At 36.0% G+C, this 20,276-nt stretch carries 17 protein-coding genes; 14 read left to right on the forward strand and 3 right to left on the reverse strand.

Annotated elements, in window-relative coordinates:
* Window positions 1–61 precede the first annotated feature (61 nt).
* Together OPU68_RS15325 and dusB are read right to left on the reverse strand one after the other, a co-directional pair.
* On the reverse strand, window positions 62–1,693 hold the full coding sequence (locus tag OPU68_RS15325; RefSeq protein WP_498474831.1) for a M1 family metallopeptidase: 1,632 nt from the start codon (window positions 1,691–1,693) through the stop codon (window positions 62–64).
* A gap of 187 nt (window positions 1,694–1,880) precedes the next feature.
* The gene (dusB, locus tag OPU68_RS15330; protein WP_498474832.1) at window positions 1,881–2,870 is read right to left on the reverse strand and encodes a tRNA dihydrouridine synthase DusB; all 990 of its coding nucleotides are present in this window, start codon (window positions 2,868–2,870) and stop codon (window positions 1,881–1,883) included.
* Between the two features lie 166 nt (window positions 2,871–3,036).
* On the opposite strand from dusB, the gene OPU68_RS15335 reads away from it, so the two are divergent.
* The 13 genes from OPU68_RS15335 (at window position 3,037) to OPU68_RS15395 (ending at window position 17,940) form a co-directional block, all read left to right on the forward strand.
* Window positions 3,037–4,521 (forward strand): M36 family metallopeptidase, encoded by a 1,485-nt coding sequence (locus OPU68_RS15335; protein ID WP_498474833.1) that lies wholly within the window; start codon window positions 3,037–3,039, stop codon window positions 4,519–4,521.
* A 15-nt stretch (window positions 4,522–4,536) separates the two neighbouring features.
* A complete protein-coding gene (locus tag OPU68_RS15340; protein WP_498474834.1) occupies window positions 4,537–5,430 on the forward strand; it encodes a M36 family metallopeptidase in 894 nt (297 codons plus the stop codon).
* A gap of 8 nt (window positions 5,431–5,438) precedes the next feature.
* Window positions 5,439–5,603, forward strand: coding sequence for a T9SS type A sorting domain-containing protein (locus tag OPU68_RS15345; RefSeq protein ID WP_498474835.1), 165 nt, complete (start codon window positions 5,439–5,441; stop codon window positions 5,601–5,603).
* Window positions 5,604–5,680: 77 nt separating this feature from the next.
* Window positions 5,681–6,058 (forward strand): c-type cytochrome, encoded by a 378-nt coding sequence (locus OPU68_RS15350; protein WP_498474836.1) that lies wholly within the window; start codon window positions 5,681–5,683, stop codon window positions 6,056–6,058.
* Between the two features lie 95 nt (window positions 6,059–6,153).
* Window positions 6,154–8,292: a glucoamylase family protein gene (locus tag OPU68_RS15355; RefSeq protein WP_498474837.1), complete on the forward strand. Its 2,139-nt coding sequence runs from the start codon at window positions 6,154–6,156 to the stop codon at window positions 8,290–8,292.
* The gene (gene rlmF / locus OPU68_RS15360) at window positions 8,292–9,215 is read left to right on the forward strand and encodes a 23S rRNA (adenine(1618)-N(6))-methyltransferase RlmF (protein ID WP_498474838.1); all 924 of its coding nucleotides are present in this window, start codon (window positions 8,292–8,294) and stop codon (window positions 9,213–9,215) included. The genes OPU68_RS15355 and rlmF overlap by 1 nt, the downstream gene beginning before the upstream one ends.
* 16 nt (window positions 9,216–9,231) lie before the next feature.
* The gene (locus OPU68_RS15365; protein ID WP_498474839.1) at window positions 9,232–9,663 is read left to right on the forward strand and encodes a DUF2314 domain-containing protein; all 432 of its coding nucleotides are present in this window, start codon (window positions 9,232–9,234) and stop codon (window positions 9,661–9,663) included.
* Between the two features lie 163 nt (window positions 9,664–9,826).
* Window positions 9,827–11,527, forward strand: a complete 1,701-nt coding sequence (gene lysS / locus OPU68_RS15370; protein WP_498474840.1) for a lysine--tRNA ligase — start codon at window positions 9,827–9,829, stop codon at window positions 11,525–11,527.
* A gap of 213 nt (window positions 11,528–11,740) precedes the next feature.
* Window positions 11,741–13,435: a Kelch repeat-containing protein gene (locus OPU68_RS15375; protein WP_498474841.1), complete on the forward strand. Its 1,695-nt coding sequence runs from the start codon at window positions 11,741–11,743 to the stop codon at window positions 13,433–13,435.
* Window positions 13,436–13,680: 245 nt separating this feature from the next.
* Window positions 13,681–15,615, forward strand: coding sequence for a DNA topoisomerase (ATP-hydrolyzing) subunit B (gyrB, locus tag OPU68_RS15380; protein WP_498474842.1), 1,935 nt, complete (start codon window positions 13,681–13,683; stop codon window positions 15,613–15,615).
* A gap of 69 nt (window positions 15,616–15,684) precedes the next feature.
* Entirely contained in the window at window positions 15,685–16,479 is a 795-nt protein-coding gene (locus OPU68_RS15385) for an RsiV family protein (RefSeq protein ID WP_498474843.1), read from the forward strand.
* Between the two features lies 1 nt (window position 16,480).
* A complete protein-coding gene (locus OPU68_RS15390) occupies window positions 16,481–16,930 on the forward strand; it encodes a DUF6526 family protein (RefSeq protein ID WP_498474844.1) in 450 nt (149 codons plus the stop codon).
* A gap of 161 nt (window positions 16,931–17,091) precedes the next feature.
* Window positions 17,092–17,940, forward strand: a complete 849-nt coding sequence (locus OPU68_RS15395) for a diacylglycerol/lipid kinase family protein (protein WP_498474845.1) — start codon at window positions 17,092–17,094, stop codon at window positions 17,938–17,940.
* A 14-nt stretch (window positions 17,941–17,954) separates the two neighbouring features.
* Here OPU68_RS15395 and OPU68_RS15400 read toward each other — a convergent pair whose 3' ends face one another.
* Window positions 17,955–18,509, reverse strand: a complete 555-nt coding sequence (locus OPU68_RS15400) for a hypothetical protein (protein ID WP_498474846.1) — start codon at window positions 18,507–18,509, stop codon at window positions 17,955–17,957.
* 490 nt (window positions 18,510–18,999) lie between these two features.
* On the opposite strand from OPU68_RS15400, the gene OPU68_RS15405 reads away from it, so the two are divergent.
* A complete protein-coding gene (locus OPU68_RS15405; protein ID WP_498474847.1) occupies window positions 19,000–20,214 on the forward strand; it encodes an HD domain-containing protein in 1,215 nt (404 codons plus the stop codon).
* The last annotated feature ends 62 nt before the right edge of the window (window positions 20,215–20,276 follow it).

Consider the following 20,276-nt stretch of genomic DNA (forward strand, 5'->3'; position numbering starts at 1 on the left):
AAATATAAAACCATTTCAAATAACTTTGAAATGGTTTCAATTAAATAAATGTAGTCAAATCTTAGTAAACCTGCTTTACTTCGATGTAATAATTTTTGTTAAATTCAACAGGTTTGTCAGACTTTAAAGTTACGGTTTGAGGTTGTTCCGTTGGTTTCAGTTCTTGTCCGTCTGCCAGTCTGATTGGGAACTTCAAATTAGGAATCACGTTGGTCCATTTGTAAGTCAGTTGATTTCCGCTTTGTTTGTATTGTAAAGTCGGAATTTTAACCGTTCTTAAATATTGATCAAAAATTGATGAAAGATCGATTCCGGATTTATCAGAAAAATATTTTTCAATCTGCTGAGTCGTTACAGTTTGATGGTAGAAATCTTTGTTTAAACCTCTCAATATTTGTCTGAATTTCTCATCATCATTAATGACTGTCCGGATCGTGTGGATCATATTCGCACCTTTGAAATACATATCGCCGCTGCCTTCATTTCTCACGCCGTATTGTCCGATGATTGGTTTATCGTTAGCGATTTTATCTCTCAAGCCTTGCAGATAAGTATCAGCATCTGCTTTTCCCCAAAGACTTTCCACATAAAGTGTCTCGGAATAATCTGTGAAAGCCTCATGAATCCACATATCAGCCTGATCTTTTGCCGTGATATTGTTGGCAAACCATTCGTGTCCAGACTCGTGAATAATAATGTAATCGAATCTCAAACCAATTCCGGTCCCGGAAATATCACTTCCAAGATAACCGTTTCCGTAATGATTTCCATAAGCTACATTGCTCTGGTGCTCCATTCCAAGATGCGGCGATTCTACCAATTTGTAGGAATCTTCGTAAAAAGGATATGGACCAAACCAATGTTCGAAGGATTTCATCATTGGTTTTACTTGTTCGAATTGTTTTTTTGCTTTATCAAGATTGTAATCCAAAACCCAATAATCAAGGTCTAGTTTTCCTTTTTCGCCATCAAAATTATCTTTGAAATTCACATATTTCCCAATGGATGGGATGATGGAATAATCGTTGATCGGATTTTTCACTTCCCAAGTCCACGCTTTTTTATCACCAATATTTTCTTCTTTTATTAATCTTCCACCAGCAACGCCAACTAAATCTTTTGGGGTAATGATTTTGAAAGTAATGCCATTGTCAGGCTCATCACTCCAAATATCTTTGGTTGGTAACCAGATGCTTGCGCCAATTCCTTCATCTGCAACGCTCATCCATGGATTTCCGTTTTTATCTTTGGTGAAAATCCAGCCGCCGTCCCAAGGTGGACGTGTTGCGATCACAGGATTACCGGAAAAATCAATATCAATCGTTAATTTTTCTCCTTTTTTAAAGCTTTTATTTGTTGATAAAAAGATAAAATCACCGTCTATTTTTTTATCAGTTATTGTAAAACTAGCTGTGATCTTGTCAGCTTTCATCGGTTTTTGAAGATCGATTTGGAAAGTTGGATTTTTAACATCCTTTTCAATTTCCAATGTAATCTTGTTGCTTCCTTTGATGCTTTTTTTATCGAAGTCGGCTTCCAAAACGATGTCGTACTTTTTCACATCCCAGAAGTTTCTGAATTTGGTGTTAGAACCTTTCAGAGAATCAGTTTTTGTAAATTTTTCCGGAGATTCGAAAAACTGAGCTTTGGAAAATCCCATCGCGAGAATGGAAAGAAGAAGGAGTTTTTTCATTTTTATTTTTTTTGAGATTTAATAAGTTGATGGCAGAGTGTTAAAAGTTACAATCATTAGAAATCTTTATTCTGTTTACAGCAAAGCTTCGTAGAAATGAGATGTTTCTAGAAAAGAAAAATTAGTCTGTTAAAAAAACAAGCTCCGTAGGATCGGCATATTTCTACATTGTAAATTAATTTAAATTTTAAATTACATTTTCCAAATAGAAATGCTTCGTCTCCTCGATGATTTCATCAATTTGTTCAAGCGTTAAAGCCTGCAGAAACTTAGTTTTAAATTCTTTAAAATGTGGAATTCCACGGAAATAATTACTGTAATGTTGACGCATTTCTACAATGCCGGGACGTTCGCCTTTCCATTCTACGGACCAAAGTGCATGGTTCTTCACGGCATCCAGCCTTTCTGCAATAGTCGGTTCTGCCAAGATTTCTCCGGTCTTGAAAAAATGTTTGATTTCATTGAAAACCCAAGGATAACCAATGGCGCCACGACCAATCATAATGCCGTCGCAGTTGTATTTGTTTTTATATTCTAAAGCTTTTTCTGGAGAATCTACATCGCCGTTTCCAAAAATAGGAATCTCAATATTCGGATTATTTTTGATTCTGGAAATATGTTCCCAATCGGCTTCACCTTTATACATTTGTGCACGTGTTCTCGCATGGATGGTCAATGCTTTGATGCCGACATCCTGTAATCTTTCTGCCACTTCATCAATATTAATTGAATCACTATCCCAACCCAATCTGGTTTTTACTGTAACAGGCAAATGCGTGGAACTCACGACAGCTTTCGTCAATCTTACCATCAGATCAATATCCTTCAAAACGCCTGCGCCAGCACCTTTGCAAACTACTTTTTTTACAGGACAACCGAAATTAATATCCACCAAATCCGGCTCTACAGTTTCCACAATCCTTGCCGACATTGCCATTGCTTCCTCATCGCCACCAAAAATCTGGATTCCAACGGGTCTTTCATAATCAAAGATATCCAGTTTTTTTCGGCTTTTGATTGCGTCACGAATCAATCCTTCCGAAGAGATAAATTCCGAGTACATCAAATCTGCTCCATGCATTTTACACAATTTTCTGAACGGTGGATCGCTCACATCCTCCATTGGAGCCAAAAGAAGTGGAAAATCCGGAAGTTCTATGTTGCCAATTTTTATCATTCTGCAAAGATAATGATTCATTTCATTTTGATGATTTTGAAAATAGATCTATTTGTTATCTGGTTAAAAGTTAATTTTATTATGTTTTTGGTATGTTTTTCATTAATTATAAGATTATTATACATAGATTAACTACATTAGTACCTTGTTTAATAAAAATAGTTGTATGAAGGAAATTAACTCTCTTAACCGCGGAATTACAATTGCCGCATTTTTTGCGTTTTCTTTTATCCAGGCTCAGAATTATGAGTCAGTTGTTAAAAATTATATCTCTGCAAATAAGAAATATGATAAAACAGCGGCAAGTGGAATAAAGGTGATGAACACTGACAAGTCAGAAAGTTTGAAAGGAACTGTTGTAAATGTGCAGCAGACTTATGAAGGGATTCCTATTTTTAATGCCATTTCATCGGCTTTGATTAAGGATAATGCTGTGTCTCATTTTTCAGATAATTTTTCGGATGTTTCATCTGTAACTGTTAGTTCAAAAAAAGCAGTAATTACAAGTAAAGCAGCTTTTGATTCTATTCTTAAAAATCTAAACCTTAAAAGCAGTAGCAAATATACTTTCGAAGCTGGGAAAGAAAACAGTGTTCTGACCAGTACGGTTTATTATCCGAAAGCAAATCAATTAATTTTAGCTTACGAAGTTAACTTTGAAGAAGCTGACAGCAGCAATTACTGGAATGTTTTGGTAAATGCAGCAACTGGCGAAATTCTTGAGAAAAATAATCTTTTGGTTTCTTGTAAATTTGATACACATTCTTACACGAGTCAGGAAAGAATTGCTAAGGTAAAAGCAGAACAAACTGCGGCTTTGTCATCAAACAAAATTTTGGCAGCAGATAATGCTTCCTATAGAGTTTTTGCATTGCCAATTGAAGCACCTTCATTTGGAGACAGAACATTAGTTTCCAATCCTTGGTTCTTGGATGCTTCTCCGGAAGGTTGGCATTCTGACGGAACCAATCATTATACCTACACCAGAGGCAACAATGCATACGCATACACAGATTATACCAATACAAATGCAATAGGTGATGTTGCAGAAGGTGGAGCTAATAGAATTTTTGATTTCCCTTTGGACGTAAATACACCACCGGCTCAATATACGAATGCGACGATTACACAGTTATTCTACATGAATAATAAAGTGCACGATGTCTTCTATAAATTTGGATTCACAGAATCTGCAAGAAATTTCCAGATCAATAATTTTGGAAAAGGCGGTGCAGGTAACGATGCTGTTAGAGCAGAAGCACGTGATGGCGGTGGAACAGATAATGCCAATTTCTCCACACCAGCAGACGGAAGTGTTCCAAGAATGCAAATGTACCTTTGGGGACCAAAATCTCAAAGTTACCTATCGTATAACTCACCTTCTGACCTCGTTGGTAGAAATCCTGTCGTAGGGATTAATACAGAATTTGGTCCAACCATCGCCAGTAATCCGGTGACTGCTGATGTAGTTCTTGTAACTCCAATAAAAGGCTGTACAACATTAAGCAATACAAACCTTACAGGAAAGATTGCATTGATAGAAAGGGGGGATTGTAACTTTACTGTCAAATTCGAGAATGCACAGGACAAAGGTGCTTTGGGAGTTATTGTCTATAATGCAACAGATTCTCCTGCCGTAGGAAATATGTGAGGTGTAGATGCAACTGTGACGATTCCTGGAGTCCTTACAGAAAATGCAGAAGGCGAATTGATTAAATCCAAATTAGCAGCAAGCACAACAGTCAATGCAAATATCAAGGATCAAAGTATCTGGATAGATGGCAGTTTGGATAATGGTATTGTTGCCCACGAGTACGGCCATGGTATTTCCAACAGAAATACAGGGAATGGATTCTCTTGTCTTAATACCAATTCTGATAATGAACAGATGGGTGAAGGATGGTCAGATTTCTTTGCCTTGATGTTGACAAATCGTCCAGGTGATAACGAATCTGTACCTAGAGGAATAGGCACTTTTGCTGTTGATGAGCCAACCAACGGTCTTGGAATCAGACCAGCTCAATATTCTCCAGATCCAGCTATCAATCCTTACACTTATGGCAGTACAAATGGGATGACTTACGTATCTAATGGCGTAACGGTTGTCAATGTTCACTCTGTTGGATTTGTATGGGCTACGATGCTTTGGGATCTTCATTGGAAAATGGTAGAAAAATACGGATATGCATCAGATGTCGTAGCTGCTCCAAACTCAGGAAGCGCTAGAGTACTTCAATTAGTAATGAATGGACTTAAATTACAAGGTTGCAGCCCTACATTTGTAAAAGGTAGAGATGCAATTATTGCTGCTGATCAGGCTGCCACAGGTGGTGCAGATAAGTGTCTGATATGGAATGTCTTTGCAAAAAGAGGTTTGGGAGTAGGTGCCGCTTCCGGATTGATTACCGGAACCGGAACCGGTATGAATGATCAGGTAGAAGATTTTTCAGTGCCTGCAGAATGTAATCTTGCAGTTGCAGATGTTCAGAAAGATAAATTCGTGGTTTATCCAAATCTGCTAAAAATGAGATTCATATCAAGAGTGGATCTGCTACTTTAGGCAAAACTTTGGTTAAGATTTATGATGCTTCCGGTAAATTGGTTTTAGAAGATAATCTGGATCTTTCTGATAATGCTGCAATCAATGTGAGTTCTTTACCAAACGGCGTTTACGTTGTAAAAGGAACTGGTATTGGTGTAACTTTCAATGAGAAAGTGATTATCAAAAAATAATTGAATTTTAATAATTGTCATACAAAGACATCCTTTTTAGGATGTCTTTTTTATTTATATTTGGGCAAAATCTGAAAATGAAAAGAATAATTATCGCAACTATTTTAATGACAGTGTTTTCCTGTTCCAAAAACGAAAACTCTGGAAATAAAGATGTCTTAGTAGAAGAAGAACTTCCTGCACCAAAAACTGTTACAGATCCGATTGCGGAAGGGAAATCTTTAATAGAAGGTTCTGATTGTCTTGGTTGTCACAAATTAGATGAAAAAATGATTGGCCCATCGTATAAAGAAGTCGCATCAAAATATGAAAACACACCAGAAAATGTAGAAATGTTGGCCGATAAAATTATCAAAGGAAGTTCCGGAGTTTGGGGCGATGTTCCAATGCCGGCGCACGGTTTCAGTAAGGAGAATGCTAAGTTTATGGCGCAATATATTTTATCCTCGAAATAAAATTTGAAATCAGTAAAAAATATGAAGACAGTTTCTGCTGTCTTTTTTTATGTCTCTTTTGGAGAATTTAATTAACTTTAAGAAATTTCAATTTTATGAAAATCCTTTTTAAATCTCTCCTTTTTGTTTCCGCTTCATTTTTCGCTCAGGAACATCAATACGATTATACTTTGTTCACAAACAGCCTGATGAAGGACAATTTCTTCTACGGAAATGTAAAATCCTCTGGAAATTCGACTGTCAAAAATCAGAATTCAAAATTAATAGTTGATAAAAATGAATTCCATTCTCCGGGAAATTCTCTTTTGCTGGATTACAAAAATGCAAAAAATGGAAAATGGGAAGCGTCGATAGAATATGAAGAATTGAGAGGAAAAGACTTTTTCAACAAAGCTAATTTTTTAAGTTTTTGGATTAAATCTGAGAAAAGTGACTCCAATATTTTACCAACAATTAAACTTCAAAAAACCGACGGAACTTTTTCCAAATCAGTTAATATTAAATTAACAAAAAAGAATCAATGGGAAAATGTTTTAATTGATATTTCAAATCTTGATATTTCGGTTAAAGATGATCCGAAATTAATAAAAGCCCTTGTTTTCTCTCAACCCGAAAATTCTGAATCAAACAATAAAATCTGGTTAGATGATATTGCCTTCATCGATTCAAAAGAAAAGAAAAACATTTCTGAAGTTCCGAAGATTTCATCAGCCAAAGCTTATATGAAACACGTCGACCTGAAATGGAATCCATTTACAAATGACAATATCAGATACGTCCAAATCTACCGTTCTGAAAATGGTAAAGATTTCAAACCAGTAGGAATACAGGATGCTTACATGGATCGGTTTGCAGATTTCACCAATGAAACCGGAAAGAAATATGCCTACAAAATCAGTTTCCTCGACAAGCTTTTCAATGAATCAAAATTGTCAGAAACTATCTCTGCTGAAACTAAAAATATGTCCGATGAAGAATTGATGTCAATGGTTCAGGAAGCATCATTCAATTATTATTGGGACGGCGCAGAAACCGCAAGTGGATTGTCAAAAGAAAATACCAACGGAAGACAAAATATGATTGCGACCGGTGCTTCAGGTTTCGGAGTAATGGCGCTGATCGCAGGAACAGAACGTGGTTTTATTTCAAGAAAAGAATCAGTTGAACGTTTTACAAAAATTGTCAACTTCATCGAGAAAGCCGACAAATATCACGGCGCAGTCGCCCATTTCATCGATGGAAAAACGGGAAAGACAGAAGCGTTCTTCGGAAAGAAAGATAATGGTGCAGACTTGGTAGAAACCTCATTTTTAATTCAGGGTTTATTGGCAGCACATCAATATTTCAATAAAGACAATGCTGAAGAAAAAAACATCAGAACAAAAATCGATAAATTCTGGAAAGGCATCGAGTGGGATTGGTTCCGCCAAAAACCTGATAGCAAATATCTCTATTGGCACTGGTCACCAGATCAAGGTTGGGTTATCAATCATAATCTGATTGGCTGGAATGAAACGATGGTCACTTATCTGATGGCAATCGCTTCTCCGACGCATTCCGTTCCTGTAAGCCTTTATTATTCCGGCTGGGCAAGTCAGGACAAAATTGCGCAGGATTACAGGAAAGATTGGGGAAATTCCAATGAGGGAGCAATGTACACGAACGGAAATACTTATTATGGCATCAAGCTGGATGTCGGTGTCAACAAAGGCGGACCATTGTTTTTCGCACATTATTCCTTTATGGGTTACGACCCACACGGTTTGACGGACAGATACACCAACTATTTCAAGAACAATCAGAATATTGCCAAAATTAATTATCTATATTGCGTCGAAAATCCGAAAAAACAAAAAGGTTACGGCAAAGACGGTTGGGGTTTAACCGCTTCCGACGGACCAAATGGCTACAATCCGGATGAACCTGTAGAAAAAGAAGATACAGGAAAACTGACGCCGACTGGTGCTATTGCGTCTTTTCCGTACACGCCAACTGAATCTATGGCAGTTTTGAAGAATTTCTACCTCAATTACGGAGACTTTCTTTGGGGTGAATATGGTTTCAGGGATTCATTCGATTTGAATAACAATTGGTGTTCGCCAATTTTTATGGGACTGAATCAGGCGCCAATGACCGTGATGATAGAAAATCATAGAACAGGTTTGATTTGGAATTTATTTATGAGCCACCCAGATGTGAAAACCGGAATCCAAAAATTAGAGAAAGAAAAATAATGACCGAAAAATCCAGCCTTCATCCCAGAAATATCCACCGCAATTCCTACGATTTCGAAGAATTGATTACCATAGTTCCCGAACTCAAACATTACGTTTTCAAAAATGATTATGATACTTTGACGATTAATTTCAGTCTTCCACAAGCTGTGAAATTACTCAACAAAGCTTTGCTTTTGAAATATTACAATGTAAAAGATTGGGATATTCCGGAAGGCAATCTTTGTCCGCCGATTCCTGGTCGTGCGGATTACGTCCATTATTTGGCAGATTTGTTAGTGGAAGAAAATGGCGAGATTCCAACTGGAAATTCAGTGAAAGGTTTGGATATTGGAACCGGTGCCAATCTCGTTTATCCTTTGATTGCGAATAGTTCTTATGGTTGGGAAATCTTGGGAACAGATATTAATGAAGATTCCTTGGAAAACGCGCAGAAAATCTTAGACAGCAATCCGGATTTGTCAGAAAATATCCATTTGAAATTCCAACCAGATTCTGACTTTATCTTTAAAAATATCCTTTCGCCAGAAGACAGAATCACGTTCTCAATGTGCAACCCGCCCTTCCACGAGTCCGCAGAAGAAGCATTGCAAGGCAATCGCAGGAAAACCAAGAATCTAAGAAACAACAGAGTTCAAAAACCGATTCTCAACTTCGGCGGAAATCAATCCGAACTTTGGTGCGAAGGTGGCGAGGATGCTTTCATCAAGAAAATGATCAACGAAAGTGTCCGGTTCCAGTCGCAGGTTTTGTGGTTCACCACTTTGGTTTCCAAGAAAGACAATCTGCATCAACTCACGACTTTGTTGAAAAACCTCAATGTACCGGAATTCAAAACCATCGATATGGCGCAAGGTCAAAAGATCAGCCGGATTTTGGCTTGGACATTTGTCGCGAAAGAAAGCAGGAAAAGTTGGTTTTAAAATAAATAATTTTAAAATGGACAAGATAGAAAGAGGCGACGAACCCATAATTTACTCATTAAATGATGACGATAAAGAAATGAATTTGGCGATTGAATTAGCGAATGCGACTTTAGATGATTTTGATAAAGCTTTAAAATCTCCAGAAAGTGAAAATTTTGCTTTAAAAATTCGTTATGATTTAAATAATAAATCTGAACATATTTGGGCAGTTGATATTGAAAAAATTGGAAATGATTATTTTGGAATTATTGACAATGTGCCGAATTCAGAAACCAGTATAAATTTAAATGACAAAGTTAAAATTGAAAAAGAAAAAATCTCTGACTGGATGTTTTCTAGAGAAGGTAAATTATTTGGTGGTTATACAATTATAGTTTTACGAAACCGAATGTCAGAATCAGAAAAAGAAAACTTTGACAAAGAATTTATTCTTTCTATTGATTAGTGTTCAAACCTTTGTTGAGTGAAACGCCTTTGCGAACCTCAAAATATTTTCAATAATTTCAAAAAAACTTCGCGGACTTTGCGTTCAAATTAACAGCAAAAAATTTAACTTCCATAAACATTTTAAAATCACTATTTTTGCAATTCCAAAAAATTGAATTAAAATGTCATTATCAGAACAGGAAATTATCCGTCGCGAAAAATTGCAAAAACTGACCGACCTGGGAATCGATGCATTCCCGGCCGCTGAATACAAAATCACCGATTCCACGAAGTCTATAAAACAGGATTTCCAAGAAGGGAAAAAGGTGGTGATTGCTGGAAGATTGATGTCCAGAAGAATTCAGGGGAAGGCAAGTTTTGCAGAATTGCAGGATTCTGAAGGTAAGATTCAGGTTTATTTTAACCGAGACGAGATCTGTACTGGTGAAGACAAAACTTTATACAACGAGGTGTACAAACATCTTCTTGACATCGGTGACATCATCGGCGTGGAAGGTGAATTGTTCAACACGCAGGTTGGCGAGATGACTGTAAAGGTGACGAATTTTCAAATCTTAACCAAAACTTTACGCCCGCTTCCTCAACCAAGAACTGACGAAAATGGAGTCGTGCACGATGCATTCAACGATGCGGAATTACGTTACAGACAGCGTTACGTAGATTTGATCGTGAATCCTCAAGTGAAAGAGATCTTCGTAAAAAGAACAAAATTGTTCAATGCGATGAGAACTTTTTTCAATGATGCTGGTTATTTTGAAGTTGAAACACCTATTCTTCAATCGATTCCTGGAGGTGCTGCGGCAAGGCCTTTTATCACGCATCACAACGCTTTGGATATTCCATTATATCTTAGAATTGCAAACGAATTATATTTGAAAAGATTGATTGTTGGTGGATTTGACGGTGTTTATGAATTCTCGAAAAACTTCAGAAATGAAGGAATGGACAGAACCCACAACCCGGAATTTACCGCAATGGAAATCTATGTGGCGTACAAAGATTACAACTGGATGATGGATTTCACGGAGAAATTGTTGGAATTCTGCGCAACCTCTGTGAATGGCGCTTCAGAATCTACTTTCGGAGAACACACCATCAGCTGGAAAGCGCCGTATCCAAGAGTTTCTATGACGGAAGCGATTTTGAAATATACAGGCTTCGATATCACTGGAAAATCTGAACAAGAATTGTTCGACTTCGCCAGATCTATTGGAATCGATGTGAATGAAACAATGGGGAAAGGAAAATTGATCGACGAAATCTTCGGAGAGAAATGTGAAGGCAACTTCATCCAGCCAACATTTATCACAGATTATCCTGTAGAAATGTCGCCTTTGACCAAAAAACACAGAACACAAGAAGGTTTGACCGAACGTTTCGAGTTGATGGTTTGCGGAAAAGAAATTGCAAATGCTTATTCTGAACTTAATGACCCAATCGACCAAAGAGAACGTTTCGAAGATCAATTGAAATTAGCAGAAAAAGGCGATGACGAAGCAACAGGATTTATCGACGAAGATTTCCTAAGAGCTTTGGAGTATGGAATGCCGCCAACATCTGGATTAGGAATCGGAATGGACAGATTGATTATGTTCCTGACCAATAATCCATCCATCCAGGAAGTTCTTTTCTTCCCTCAGATGAGACCGGAGAAAGTGGTTCCAAAAGTGGAGTTAGGAGAAGATGAAAAAGTGATCCTAGAAATCCTTAATTCTCAGGAAGAATCTATAGAACTTAATGAAGTTAAAAACCGTTCTCAGCTTTCCGGAAAGAAATGGGACAAGGCTTCAAAAACTTTAACTAAGAATAATTTGGTGAAAGTTGATAAGATTGATGAGGTTTTGTGGATGAAATCGGTATAGTAGATTCAAATTATCTTAAATAAAAATCCTGGAAATTTTCCAGGTTTTTTTATTTGGAAGTGACAGCGTACTTTTCAATACCTTCTTCAAATATTCTTTCCAGGCTTCCTTCAATGCATTCGTAATCTCTACTTCTTTAGGATTTTGTGGAGAACAAGTGAATAAATTTTTATATTTGCGAATCAGACAAAATAACTAATAATCAATAGATCGATGCTTAAACAATTTACTTTTTTATTACTCTTTGCGGGGATTTCCACTGTGTTATCACAAAGTTTAAACTTTGTCAACAATGCCAATATGAATGTTGCGAGAAGTGGTTCTGCATCGGCAACCGATGGAGCTAATGAATATATTATTAATGGTTTTACTGCGAGCCAGTCTTATACCACGGAAATTGAAAAATATAATTATGCAAATGACGTGTGGCAGAGTTTTCCGACGGGCGTTCCAACCGTTGCGAAAGCTTACGCCAATGCGGAAATTGTAAATAATAAGCTTTATATTTTTAACGGCAAAACAACAGGTGATGTTAATAACGACAAACTTGAAATCGTCGATTTGCAGAATGGTAATCTAACTTACGGCACACCCAATCCATTTCCGGTTTCTAATGCTGGTTCCTCCGTCAATGGGAATGACATTTACTTTTTTGGAGGGAACGTATCTGGAGGGCTGAAAGCTTTATATTCCAAGTCTGTTTACAAATATGATACAGTTACAAATCAGTGGTCTCAACTTCCGGATATTCAAGAAGCTCTCCAAACGACAGGTAAGATTGTGAATAAGAATTTATATATAATAGGTGGTTATTCGGAAAGTAATATTGCGACTGAGGATTTTGAAACTGCTAATTTGTCCGGAAATTTGGAACTTGCAGACTGGATAAATTATGCCGAAGAAGGACAGAAATATTATCGAGGTAAAGTTTATGATTTTAATCGTTATACAGAAGTAACGGCCTTTACAAGTTTCAATGATTTTCAGGAAGAAACTAATATAATTTGGTTAATATCCCCGGAATATCAAAAAACTTCTTCCACAGATACCAAGAATTATTTTTTGAATTTCGATTCAAAGGATGCTTATAACAACGGAGCTTTGTTTGAGTGTTATGTAATCACAAACTGGACCGGCGATATTAAGACTTCGTCGAAAGTATTGTTACCGGCCAAGATTGCGACAGGTTCAACTAATGGTTATGCATTGAACTTTACAAATTCCGGGAATTTATCTTTGGCGGATTATCCTAATTCATTTAGGATTGCATTTAAATATACAGGTGGTTACTGGCCATTACGAACAACCAACTTTCAGGTTGACAATGTTCGTATTTTCCGGGCTAATACATCTAAAAATATTTCTAAATTTGATATAGCAAATAATGCTTGGGGCAATAATTTTGCAACACTTTCAAAACCTGTCTCTGCAAATTCCTTAGCTGTAAATGGAAGTAATATAATTGTTTCAGGAGATTATTCTGAACAGTCATTTTTAGGTCTTTATAATCCGGAAAATAATGATTTTAAAACCATTACATCGAACAATATGATTGGAAGAAAAAATCATAATTCTAGAATTGTGAATAATCAATTGTACCTTTTTGGAGGCAATTCCAATGCTTACACGTTTTTCGATAGTACACAGAGTGCGGACTTGTCTACGTTGAATACTGTTGAGTTCAAATCAGCTTTAGAATTTAAAATTTATCCAAATCCGGCAACTGATATTTTTTATTTTAATAATGAGATAGAAAAGATTTCAGTCTACACAATGGAGGGTAGAGAGTTGTCTGTAAAAGCAGAGTCTGGTAAGGCGAATGTTTCTAAATTACCAATTGGGAATTACATCATTACAGGAAAGGATAAAGGTGGAAAGCTCTACAAAACAAAACTAATTAAGAAATAAAATCTATTAATATTTTAAAAAAAAATCGAGCTGCTAAGGTTCGATTTTTTTGTTCAAAAACTTTATCAATTCCCAAACTTCCCTGTTAAAAACTTATCCCATTCCACTCAATTTAATCCTTTCATATCTCGAAAAAAATCACGATATTTGTAAGCATTTTAACAAAAGAATTTAACAAATTAAAAGGAAATATTCTCAAGCTAACTATTTGAAAGATTGAGTATTATGTCTTTAATATAAAAAATATGAGTCAAAAAGAATATACAGCGAGTAGCATCCAGGCCCTGGAAGGAATGGAACACGTGAGGTTGAGACCATCAATGTACATCGGTGACGTTGGCGTGAGAGGTCTTCACCATTTGGTTTATGAAGTAGTGGACAACTCGATTGATGAGGCGCTGGCAGGCTATTGCGACACAATTAAAGTGACTATTCACGAAGGTGAAAGCATTTCTGTAAAAGATAACGGTCGTGGGATTCCGGTTGATTTCCACGAGAAAGAACAGAAATCTGCGCTTGAGGTGGTAATGACCAAAATCGGAGCCGGTGGTAAATTCGATAAAGATTCTTACAAAGTTTCCGGTGGTCTTCACGGGGTTGGGGTTTCTTGTGTGAATGCACTTTCTACTTTATTGGTGGCGACTGTTAGCCGTAACGGAAAACTATATCAACAAAAATATTCTGAAGGAAAAGCTTTGGCAGATGTTGCCGAAATCGGAACGACTTCTGAAAGAGGAACTGAAGTTTTCTTCCAGCCGGACGGAACTATTTTCCAGGAATTGGTTTATAATTATGATACGCTTGCGAACAGACTTAGAGAATTATCTTTCCTAAATAAAGGGATTACGATTACTTTGATTGATGAGAGACATCCAAACGAAGACGGAAGTTTCAATTCAGAAGTTTTCCATTCGGAAGGCGGTCTTAGAGAATTCGTAGAATACATCGATGGAAACCGTGAATCCATTATGGAGAACGTGATCTTTATGGAAAGCGAAAGAGAGGGGATTCCTGTGGAAGTGGCGATGCGTTACAACACGTCGTTTACAGAGAATTTGCACTCCTACGTTAACAATATCAATACCCACGAAGGTGGAACGCACTTGGCTGGTTTCAGAAGAGCCTTGACAAGAACGCTTAAAAAATATGCAGATGACTTAGGTATTCCTGCAAAAGAAAAAGTAGAGATTACAGGCGACGATTTCCGTGAAGGATTGACTGCTGTAGTTTCTGTAAAAGTAATGGAGCCTCAGTTCGAAGGTCAGACCAAAACGAAATTAGGTAACTCCGAAGTTTCCGGAGCGGTTGACAAAATCGTTGGCGAAATGCTAACTAATTTCCTTGAGGAAAATCCTAACGAAGCTAAAATCATCGTTCAGAAAGTTGTTTTGGCAGCGAAAGCAAGACAGGCTGCGAAAAAAGCGAGAGAAATGGTTCAGAGAAAATCGCCAATGGGTGGTTCTGGATTGCCAGGGAAACTGTCCGATTGTTCTTCCAAAGACCCGGCTGAATCAGAATTGTTCCTTGTCGAGGGAGATTCCGCAGGTGGGACTGCTAAGCAAGGTCGTGACCGTCATTTTCAGGCGATTTTGCCTTTGAGAGGTAAGATTCTGAATGTTGAGAAATCAATGCTTCACAAAGTTTATGACAACGAGGAGATTAAAAATATCTACACAGCGCTTGGTGTTTCTGTAGGAACAGAGGAAGATTCCAAAGCGTTGAATATGAGTAAGCTAAGATACCACAAAATCGTCATTATGACCGATGCGGATATCGATGGTTCTCACATCTCGACTTTGATTTTGACATTCTTCTTCCGTTTTATGAACGAGATGATTGAGAATGGATACATTTATATCGCACAACCGCCTTTGTATCTTTTGAAAAAAGGAAACAAGAAAATCTATGCTTATAACGAAAAAGAGCGTGAACAATTCACTTTGGAATTGGCTCCGGACGGAAAAGGTGTTGAGGTTCAACGTTATAAAGGTCTTGGGGAGATGAATCCTGAACAGCTTTGGGAAACAACATTGAACCCAGAAAACCGAATCCTGAAACAAGTAACGATTGAAAATGCGGTAGAAGCAGATTCAACTTTCTCAATGTTGATGGGCGATGAGGTTCCACCAAGACGAGAATTTATAGAAAAGAATGCAGTCTATGCAAGAATAGACGTTTAAGTTATAATTAAAAACCTTCCAATTTTGGAAGGTTTTTTGTTATCCATTCAAAAACTAAATATTATAAATATGAAAAACTTTATTACACTCTTCTCCTTTGCAGTTATTTTGACGTCGTGTACAAAAACAGAAGTCAAAAACATTGTAGTAGCAAAAGATTCAGACAGTTTGCAGACCAAAAAATCATTCGTAATAGATTCGGTAAGAGTAGAGGATTCTATGGTAATTAATAAAAACCTGACCACAGCTTTCAACAAGCAATTATTGGTTTTTCCTTCTATCGAAAATAAAGTTATCCTGGATAGCATTTATAAAGAAGCTTTGGTAGAAACAAAAGTTTATGACAAAAATTCCTTACAAGCCGATTTAACAAAACAAATGCAGGCAAGTTTTGCAAAAACAAAAGAAGATTCCAAAGAATGGTCGCCGGAGTTTAAACAAACCTGGGATGATACTTCTGCAATGAAAGTCATTTCTTACAATGATAACGTACTTACCTTGTTGTACAGCGGAAGCGGCTATTCAGGCGGTGCGCACGGCTATTATTTTGAAAGTTATAAAGTTTTTGATTTGAATAAAAATGTGGTTGTCAATCAAAATTATATTTTCAAAAATCCGGAAGATCCGGCGTGGGATGCGCTTCTGAAAAGCCATTTTGATCAGCCTGAACAAAAAGAAATGCTTTTGGAAGACAAAATAAAATTGAACAATAATTTCTTTTTCGATCAGGATAAAATTACTTTTGTCTACAACCAATACGAGATTACGGCTTACGCAGCAGGTGTTGTTAATATTACTTTTAAGTTTTCTGAAATCAAAAAATTTCTGAAACCGGAATTTATAACTCAGTACAAAATCAAGTAAAATGAGCGGTCAAAATTTGCAAAATCACAGGAAATTTTATCCTTTGCACCATTTCATTTTTTATCCTGTAATGCTTGTTTTGCTTACGTTTTCGCTATTTGAATTTTGGGACAATTCTGTGGATGATCGTGATATCAGTTTGCTATGGCTTGTGTTATCAGTCGTTATTATAATGGTGATTATCTGTTCATTTATGCTTCGGCAACACTACGCTTTAGGATTGCAGAATAGGATTATTATTAATGAATTTAAGTTTCGTTATTTTACATTGACTGGAAAAAGACTGGAGAGTTCGCCATATCAATTTTCTGATTCTCAGATTTTTGCCCTGCGGTTTTCAGGAGATAGAGATTTGGTCGAATTAATGAATAAAACAGCCGAAAACGATTGGTCTGCATCGAAAATCAAAGAAAACATACAAAACTGGAAAGCCGATTACAAAAGGATTTAAAATTGAATAATCTCAATTAAATGAATTGTTTAATGATTGTCTAGCTGAGTCAAAATTTATCCTGAGCTTGACGAAGGGAAGCTTTCCGAAAATAACATTCCATTTTAAAATAAATCAACAAAATACTCTGAAAGTCTCAGAGTATTTTTACTTTTGAACTTATGAACGCAGCCTTCATTATCAATCCATTTTCCGCAAAGAAAAATTACCAGCCTTTCCTGGAAGAACTTTCGAAAAAGGTCGAAAATCCAATATATCTAATTTCGAAATCTTTGGAAGATACCGATGTTTTTATCGATGTAAATTGGGATGATATTGATGTGTTTGTAGCAGTAGGAGGTGATGGAACAATTTCCACGGTTGCCAAGAAATTGATTAATTCAGAAAAAATCCTGGCTGTTTTTCCGGCTGGTTCAGGCAACGGTTTTTCCAACGAAAATAATTTCAGTAAGAATATTTCTCTACTATTAGATAAAATTAAAAATGAGAAGTTCCGGGAAATCGACACCTTCACAGTGAACGAACATTTTTCTATCAACGTTTCAGGAACTGGATTTGACGGCAAAGTGGTCAAGGAATTTGAAAAAACCAACCGAGGTTTTAAGAATTACATCAAGGTTTCCATCAAAACCTTTTTTAATTATAAACCGATCAAAATCAAATTCTTACAAGAGGACTACAAACATTACAACGGAAAATACCTGATGCTGAACATCGCCAACACACGCCAGTTTGGGAACAACGCTTACATTGCGCCAATGGCGAGCAAAAGTGATGGTCTGGTGGATTTGGTTTTGGTCAAGAAATTTCCTCTCACATATTCTCCTTTTTTCGCTTTTAGGATGTTTACAAAACGTTTAAAAGACGATGATTACGTAACTTATCTTCCGGTTTCAGACATCGAGTTCAAAGTCAATACAAAAAATTGGCACATTGATGGGGAATTCAAAAAGATAAAGTCTCCGGTTTCTATTAAAGTTTTGCCAAAGAGTTTGAGGATTTTGGTTTAATATTTTAACAGGAGTTACAGTTCTTTTTCTGCATTTTTTAAAATTCTGACCAATTCTTTCAATTCATCTCTGCTGAATTCGTTTACGCTATGACTGTAAAATTCAGTTGGGAAAATAAAATAGTTGACCCAAATCTTTGAATATTCTTTGTACACGGCTCCAACCTCAATACTGTTTGCCAGAACAAATTTGTATTTTTTATTAGAACTGCCACCGTTTGAATTCTCTTTTTTTTCAATAGTTTCAAGCGCCTCAATTAATTTTCGAAGTTCATTTTTTTCAACTGTTAATGTCTTCTTAGAGACTCGGTCAAAAGTTTCATATTCCATCATCAATCCAAGTGAGTTTTCCTCGGAATCATTAGACAGATCTTTCAAAATTATTTTTTGAATATTAAGATTTTTAAATTTCGAAAGATTAATTATCTCCTTTTCAGTAAGTGATCCTTCTCGAGATTTTATTTTCAAACCACTGGACGTTATCAATGGATTTTTTATAACTGGAGGAGAGTTTTGCGCCGTCGCAGCTATTCCAAAAGATAGTATTAAAAGGCTAATGATTTTTTTCATTTTGTAGTTTTTAGGTTTTTGCTAATTTATAAATTTATTTAAAAAATAAAATCCTAGACTTCTATTAAAGTGTTGGTAAAGAGTTTGAGAATTTATGTTTGAGTTTCTTCTCAAATTTCAAATAATTAAATAGAATTACTTTGTTTTTCTAAAATTCATTTTTAGTAAAAAATAAAAATATAATAAGATCGATTCCGAAACAAAAATAAATCCATTTAGATATTTCATATCAACATTAGATAAACCTTTTTGTCCTTTATTTAAAATACGGAATTCTAGTACTATAATGAGATAAGTTATTATCAAAATAATTGCAATTGCTAATGTGAAAATTCTTAATATTTTCATTTTAATAATTTAAATACTATTTTATGATAAAGATATAATATAAATTTTTACCACAATTTGATTTTATATCAACTCTAAAATATCAAAAACAATTTCCCTATTTTTGTATCATTCATCAATAATCATTTATCAATTATAAACGGTGCAGAATAAACTCAAAATCATCAACGATCCCGTTCACGGCTTTATAAAAATTCCACATGAGATTCTGTTTGACGTCATAGAACATCCATATTTTCAGAGACTTAGGCGAATTTCTCAAACCGGCTTACTTTCACTGATTTTTCCCGGCGCAAAACACACCAGATTTCATCACGCTTTAGGAGCGATGAATCTGATGTTCAAAGCTTTGGAAACTTTGAAGCTAAAAGGAATTACGATTTCAAAAGAAGAAGAAGAGGCGGCGATGTTGGCAATTTTGATGCACGACATCGGCCACGGTCCGTTTTCTCACGCTTTGGAAAACAGGTTGATGGATGATTGGCACCACGAGAAAATTTCGATTTTATTAATGACCCGATTGAATGAAGAATTCGGAGGAAAACTGGATTTAGCGATTGAAATGTTTCAGGGAAAATACCACAGAATGTTTTTCAATCAATTGATTTCTTCTCAGTTAGATGTGGATAGAATGGATTATCTGAAACGTGACAGCTTCTACACAGGTGTTTCCGAAGGCGACGTAAATGTGGAAAGAATCATCTCTATGATGAACGTCAGCGACGAAAAACTGGTGATCGATGCCAAAGGGATTTATTCAATTGAGAATTATCTCACGGCCCGGATGTTTATGTATTGGCAAGTCTATTACCACAAAACGGCAGCATTGGCAGAACACGTTTTGGTTCAAATCTTAAACAGAGCAAAATATCTGGTTTCCAATAATTTGGAATTAGATGCGCCATCAAACTTGAAATATTTTTTAATTAAAAATAAATTCGATGAGGCTACGGAGGAAGACATCAGAAGATTCACAATGCTGGATGATATGGATGTTTTTCAGGCTATAAAAGAATGGACGGAGAATCCGGATTTTATATTATCAAAGCTTTGCAAAGTCGTCATTTATAGAGATTTTCCGAAAAGTATTATTTCATCAAAACCATTTTCTGAAGATTTTTTGAAACAAAAAACAGAAAAAGTCAACCAATACTTTAGTATTAATAATGGTGAAGAATTAGTTGGACAGATTTCAAGAACGCTTTTGCCGTATGATACTGATAAACAGCCAATTTATCTGATGGACAAAACCGGAAACAAGTTCAAATTGGAAGAGTCCGAAAATCAGATATTATTTGGTTGTATGGAGAATGCGACAGTAAAATACATCGCTTATTTTCCAAGGGAAATTTTATAATTAAAGTAAAAGTAAGTTTGATTCGTCATAAAAAATTAATGGATAATTAATAAAATATTTAT

The sequence above is a fragment of the Chryseobacterium sp. TB1-D10 genome, from assembly GCF_059803555.1.